The sequence below is a fragment of the Cysteiniphilum halobium genome (genome assembly GCF_003574425.1).
Lineage (GTDB): Bacteria > Pseudomonadota > Gammaproteobacteria > Francisellales > Francisellaceae > Caedibacter > Caedibacter halobius.
This window is the reverse complement of sequence record NZ_QLIU01000098.1, coordinates 1-523: the sequence shown is the minus strand read 5'-3', so window position 1 is coordinate 523 and position 523 is coordinate 1. Positions and strand designations below refer to the sequence as shown.

At 42.4% G+C, this 523-nt stretch carries 1 rRNA gene; it reads right to left on the bottom strand.

The features are described from left to right. Nucleotides 1–297 precede the first annotated feature (297 nt). Nucleotides 298–523, bottom strand: a 16S ribosomal RNA gene (locus DNK85_RS11825); the annotation flags it as partial.

Here is a 523-nt window from a genome sequence, read left to right as displayed (position 1 = left end):
AGACGGAAAACTGAGGACAGAGAACAGTAGTCGAATCACTTCGTGATGATTTATTTTTAATTTCACTATCAACACCTTTATGCCAAACAATAAAATAAAAAAACAATCTGTGCAGCTTGCTGCACTCAAATACCGTCTTCTGCCATCTGTCTTCCGTCCTCTGGACTAAAAAACATCAATTGTAAACACTTAAACACTTCTCGCTATTTCTTATTTCTCTTTGTACTACTTCATTCAACAATCAACATTAAACATTCAAAATCTAACATCAATCATCAAACAACATCATCGTACCTTTAAGGAGGTGATCCAGCCGCAGGTTCCCCTACGGCTACCTTGTTACGACTTCACCCCAGTCATGAATCACAAAGTGGTAAACGTCCTCCTTGCGGTTAGACTATCTACTTCTTTTGCAACCCACTCCCATGGTGTGACGGGCGGTGTGTACAAGACCCGGGAACGTATTCACCGCGGCATGCTGATCCGCGATTACTAGCGATTCCGACTTCATGCTCTCGAGTGG